Annotated in this window: 4 protein-coding genes; 2 read left to right on the top strand and 2 right to left on the bottom strand. The window is 58.8% G+C overall.

What is annotated here, in order from left to right; all coding sequences use genetic code 11:
* Positions 1-126: 126 nt before the first annotated feature.
* Entirely contained in the window at positions 127-762 is a 636-nt protein-coding gene (gene pdxH / locus B2W52_RS04290) for a pyridoxamine 5'-phosphate oxidase (RefSeq protein WP_008176900.1), read from the bottom strand.
* A 234-nt stretch (positions 763-996) separates the two neighbouring features.
* Between pdxH and B2W52_RS04285 the strand changes: the two genes are divergently transcribed.
* Together B2W52_RS04285 and B2W52_RS04280 are read left to right on the top strand one after the other, a co-directional pair.
* Positions 997-2,283, top strand: coding sequence for an MHYT domain-containing protein (locus B2W52_RS04285; RefSeq protein ID WP_008176902.1), 1,287 nt, complete (start codon positions 997-999; stop codon positions 2,281-2,283).
* Between the two features lie 79 nt (positions 2,284-2,362).
* Positions 2,363-5,188: a DUF748 domain-containing protein gene (locus tag B2W52_RS04280; protein WP_039882155.1), complete on the top strand. Its 2,826-nt coding sequence runs from the start codon at positions 2,363-2,365 to the stop codon at positions 5,186-5,188.
* Between the two features lie 2 nt (positions 5,189-5,190).
* Here B2W52_RS04280 and B2W52_RS04275 read toward each other — a convergent pair.
* Positions 5,191-5,782 (bottom strand): transporter substrate-binding domain-containing protein (locus B2W52_RS04275; protein WP_286801521.1); only part of this gene is annotated, 592 nt, incomplete at its 5' end.

Here is a 5,782-nt window from a genome sequence, read left to right as displayed (position 1 = left end):
AGGTATTCTCGTTCCCGGGGACCGCTGAACTTGCTCGCTGTCTGGCGTTCGTAGTCAGTCAGCCAGTGCGGGTGCGCAATTTCGGGCCCGTCGGTCTGGTGACACAGCCAGACCGACGGCCGGGATTCAGGGTTGAAGTCGCTGGATGAGCCAGCCATCGCCTTTCCTCACATATTCAAAACGGTCGTGAAGCCGGCTGGGCCTGCCCTGCCAGAATTCGATACGCTCCGGCACGATGCGATAGCCGCCCCAGAAGCTGGGAAGAGGCACTTCGCCCTCGCTGAACTTCCGCTTGATTTCGGCAACCTTCTGTTCGAGTAGGCCCCTGGACGTAATGGCCTTGCTCTGTTCGGAAACCCAGGCGCCGATCTGGCTGCCCCTGGGGCGCGATGCGAAGTACCGCAGGGATTCGGCCTTGCTGACTTTCTCAACGGCACCCTGGATCCTTACTTGTCGGTTCAATCCGATCCAGGGGAACAAAAGCGCCGCCTGCGGATTTTCCTCCATCTCCTTCGCTTTGCGACTGCCGTAGTTGGTGTAGAACACAAAGCCATGGTCGTCGAAGTACTTCAGCAATACCGTGCGGAGATCTGGCATGCCGTCCTGCCCCGTGGTCGCCAGCGACATGGCGTTGGGTTCCAGAATGCCTGCTTCCCGGGCATCCTCAAACCAGTTCTGGAACTGCTGCACCGGATTATTGTCCAGTGCATCGCGATCCAGCCCCTCGCTCTCGAAATCACGACGCATATCGCCGATGTCCATAACCTGTCCTCTTGCCTGCGCGTAAAACGCCCCGGGAGAAATACGAGCCAGAAGCATATCGGGTTCAGGGTTCACTGTCAGCGCTGCTTATGTCTGAAACGGTTACATAAACCCAACAATAAAGTGAGACCTGTATCACAGCTGGCCCGTATCTCCTTCGACGCCGATGCGGGTCTGGTTTGGGCAAACTGCCTGGCTGGCCCGCGCGCACACACAAAACAAAGGTTTGCACAAATGATGTCCGAATATGATCTGCCCCTGGTTGTCGCCTCCTTTCTGGTTGCTGTATTGGCAGCTTATGCGGCTCTGTTTTTTGGTGCCAGACTCGTTAATGCGGAGTCTGGCGAACGTCGGAAATGGCTACTGGCCGGCGCCCTGCTGATGGGCACCGGAGTCTGGACGATGCATTTCGTCGGAATGCGGGCTATGCCGATGGGTGTTCCCATGTCGTTTGATGTGATGATGACGTTGGTTTCCTGGCTCGCAGCCGTGCTCGCTTCCGGTGTGGCTCTGCACATCATCGGGCGCAAACAATTGGGAGTCCCTCTGTTCGTCAGTGCGACCCTGTCCATGGCCAGCGGTATCGTAGTGATGCACTACCTGGGCATGTATGCCATGCGCATGTCAGCGCCGCCAACGTTTAACACCGTATTTTTGCTGATTTCGATCGCGATTGCCGTTGTGGCTTCGGGAGCTGCGCTTGCCCTCTGCCGGAAACTGCAGGGCATGGACGGATCCGGCACCCTGGCGGTACAGTTCGTGGCCGCCCTGGTGATGGCCGCTGCAATCTGTGGGATGCATTACACGGGCATGATGGCGATGACCTTTCCGGAGGGCGCCGTGCCTGCAGCTGACAACGGCCTGCGGGGGAACTGGATGGGAATACCCCTGGCAGTCTTCTGCATTGCGATGCTGGCCGTGGCCCTGGTTGTGACCGTTCTGGATGTAAAACATCAGCGGGCACTTGAGGCATTCAAGGCGGAAGAGGATAAACGGGTGGCAGAGCTTGCCTTTACCGATGCCGTTACCGGCCTGCCCAACCGGTCAGCGCTGGAACAACGCCTGCTGGATATCCTTGCCCGGGACAACGACCGCGGCAACCCGTTTGCCTTGATTTACCTCGACATCGCCAACTTCCGTGAACTGTCCACCGGAATGGGTGATGAGTCGTTGAACGCGGTCGTCAGGGAAATCAGCGAGGCATTGCGTGATCAGATGTCGGATCAGGTGTTTCTCGCCCGATACTCGGCCAGCGCCTTCTTTGCCCTGGTGCCAGATCATGAAGATAGCCAGCATGCCTTCATGTACAAGCGGTTGCGGCAGATTGATCAGCGTATCGGCACGCCTTCAATGCCGGTTACCTGGCGCGCCGGCCAGGCGGCCTATCCGAAAACCGGCAATTCGACCCGCAAGTTGGTGCGGGCTGCCATGGTACCCAGAGACCTCAATGAGATCGGCGAATTTGCGAACATGGCCGCCGACCCGGAGTTAGTGATGCCGGGTCATAACCGTCACAGCTGACAAACAGCCTCTGGGACGACTATCCTTGTGAACAGGCAGGTGGGCAAGATTGCCCCGGGAATCCGCCGTTTAGAAGGAGATGTCCGTGGCCCAGAGCCGTAAACGCAGTCATATGCCCAGGAATCTGTTGATCGGATTCCTGGTGCTTTTCATCCTCTATGCCCTGGCCGGTTTCCTGCTACTTCCCTGGTGGCTGGAGCGTCTGGTACCCGAGCAGCTGGACCAGCGTATGGGCTGGCAGGCAGAAATCACTGATATCCGAACCAACCCGTTCACCCTTCGAGTTGAGGCGCTGGGTCTGTCGGCCAACGATCCCCAGGGTGAGCAGGTGGTTGCCTTTGACCGGCTCATGTTGGACATGAACTTTTTCCAGCTGGTTCGGGGTATTGCCGGGTTTGAAGCCATCCAGCTGGATGAGCCCTATGTTCGGGTGGATCTGCTGGAGGACTACAGCGTCAATTTTGCGAGAGACTGGCAGGCGGCCAACCCGGGACCTGCAGAACCAGCGCCTGAAGCGTCGCAATCGGATGACGCGGCGGCGCCACCCCGGCTGTACTTCGGGAAAATTGAACTCAACGGCGGCGAAATGTTGTTCCGGGATTTTACCCAGGCGGACATGGCCGAGTTCCGGATTACCCCGATGGATCTTACCCTGAGTGATCTGGCCACCTGGCGTCGCGAGGGGCAGGACAGCGATTACTCCCTGCTGGCGGCGCTGGGCAGTCAGACCATCGAGTGGCAGGGTGATCTGAGCGTCGCCCCGTTCTACTCGAACGGCACGCTCAAGGTGTCATCGGTGGGCTATGAAACCCTGGCTCATTTCCTGGCTCCTTTCTTTCCCTATGATCTGCGTGGTGGCAGCGTCACCCTGAGCTCCGACTATGAAATCCAGGCCGGCGACGGCTTTTTCCTGGAGACGGCCAACGGTCAGCTGCAACTCGAGAATCTGGCCGTCGCTCTGGATGAACAGAGTGAGCAGGCGAGATTGACCAACGCTGAGCTTTCTGTGGATGCTGTCGGGTTCGACTTGAATGGCCGCGAAATCCGTATCGGCCAGGTCTCTCTGGACAAGCTCGATGTGGCCGTGGCCAGGAGCGCAAACGGAGAGATTGACTGGTTGGCGCCGCTGGCCACCAACAACGGTGAGACGGAGGGCGGCGGCGAAGCGTCTACCGGCGGCCAGCCATTCCGCTGGTCAGTGGCGGGCGTCGCGCTCTCCGGTGGGCGTATTCTCTGGCAGGACAGTCAACCGGCGACAGCGACTGAAATTGCCGTAGAGCAGCTTTCCGCATCCATCGGGCCACTGAGCCATCTACTTGAAGAACCGGTCTCTTACGAAATAACCGGAAGCCTGGCCAGTGGCGGCCAACTGTCACTGAACGGCCAGCTGACACCTGCACCGTTTACCCTGGAAGCCGCCATCTCCGGAAACGGCATCGCTCTGGCCGCCTTTGAGCCCTACGTTCAGGAAGGCGCCAACCTCGCCATTACCAGCGGCACTCTGGGCGTTGACGGCAACCTTGATCTGGATGGGCAGCAGGAGCCTCTCACGGGCACCTTCAGCGGCACCGCGGAAGTGGCCGGTCTGGATCTGAAGCTGCCCGACAGTTCTGGTTCGCTGGTTTCCTGGCAAACCCTGCGCCTGGCACCTATTGAATACAACGTGTATCCGGCACGCCTGGAAATAGGAACGGTGACCCTGGCCCAGCCGGTCATCAACGTTGTCCGCAATACCGACAATATCCACAACGTCGAGCGGATCGCCAAAGCGCCAGCGGCCGGTGGTCAGCAGGAGGCGACCGCAGATGCTCAGCAGGGGGAGGATTCCGAGCCGGGGTTCATTTTCCGTATTGGCCAGCTGATGCTGGAAAATGGCGAGCTGGCGTATACCGACCGCACGTTGGCGCCGGCGTTTACCACCTGGTTTGATGAGCTGAACGGCAGCGTGACAGGCCTCAGCAACATTTCCCCACAACAGGGCAAGGTCTCTATCCGGGGCCGGGTCGGCGGCGTGGCGGACCTGGACTTTGAAGGCACCATTGGCACCCTTGGTACCGAGGATGTCAGCGATCTGAAACTGAATATGCAGGAATTGTCCCTGCCTGCGCTTTCGCCTTACTTTGGTCGTTACCTGGGTTATGGCGTGGACAGTGGCAAGCTGAACCTGAATCTTGATTATGAAATTGCCGGATCCAGGATCGATGCGTCCAATCTGGTGGTGATGGATCGTCTCGAGCTGGGTTCGGCCATCGCCAGTGATCAGGCCGTTAATGCGCCGGTAAAACTCGGCCTCGCGCTGCTTCGGGACAGTAAGGGAGTGATTGAAGTCGACTTGCCCATCAGCGGCGACCTGTCTGACCCGGACTTCAGCGTCGGAAAAGTTGTGATGCGGGCGTTCGTGAACCTTCTGGCCAAGGCAGCGGCCTCACCGTTCAGTATGCTCGGCTCGATTGCCGAGCTCGCCGGCCTGAGCGGGGAGGAGCTCGGGAAGGTGAGGTTTATCCCCGGCAGTATCCAACTGGCCGAAGGCGAGGCGGAAAAGCTGGCCGCTCTGGCAGACGCGCTGCTGGACCGGCCGGACCTGTTGCTGAACATACGTGGCAACGTTGAGTCCCAGGCAGATGGCCTTGCCCTGTTGCGTGATGAACTGACTGCAAGTGGTGAGCAGGACCTGTCGGAGGAGGCATGGCAGGAGGCCCGGGAAGCCTACCTGGCCGGTGAGCGGTCACTTGCGCCGGAGGCATTGAGAAATCTGGCATCCTCGCGAGGCCAAAGCTTGCGTAACATCATGCAGCAAACCCACGGAGTCCCTGCCGATCAATTGTTCCTTCTGAGTCCGGCCCGCAATGCGGAAGTGGGTGATGAGGGCAACGTTATCGTGGCGTTCAACCTGGACGTGCGATGAAGTCAGGGTGCCTCGAAGCTGGTCAGAAAGCCCGCTGGCAACCGCAGGCCCCAGTTTTCAACGAGTTGCCGGTAGCGGCCGTCGTCCACCAGTGGCGCCAGTAGTCGAAGCATTTCGTCCGCACTCGGGGCGCCGCCCTTTCGGGCAATGATGCTGAGCTGGTAGCGTTGATCCGGCTCGTTCGAGATCAGCAATTTGTCCCGGTCTTGCGGGTGCTGGGCAAAATGTTTCTGCAGGTAAGAACGGCTGATGATGGCAACCTCGGCAACAGAAGGCCGGTCGGCCTTGATCAGATTCATGTTGCGCGTGTGGCTGTCGGAAAACTCGATATTGAATTTTTCTTCCAGCACGGAGTTGTCAGTTTCGTACCCGGTAAAACCATAGTAATAGCCGGAAATGGCCACAATAGATCGGTTGCGCAGGTCGTTAAAGAATGAGGAGTCTCTGCCGGGTTTCTTGAGAGCGACATAAAGTTCCTCGTCGGCCAGGATCGGGCGGGTAATGTCCACATCCTTCTCTGTCCAACCCCAGTCAGGGCTTTGAAAGAAGATGACGTCGTAGAGACCGGCATCGAAATCCAGGTGGCGGCGTTTG

Source organism: Marinobacter sp. UBA2498, assembly GCF_002341575.1.
In the GTDB taxonomy this organism is placed as follows: domain Bacteria; phylum Pseudomonadota; class Gammaproteobacteria; order Pseudomonadales; family Oleiphilaceae; genus Marinobacter; species Marinobacter manganoxydans.
Note: the sequence above shows the minus strand (reverse complement) of the source record. Positions and strands in the feature narration are given on the sequence as shown.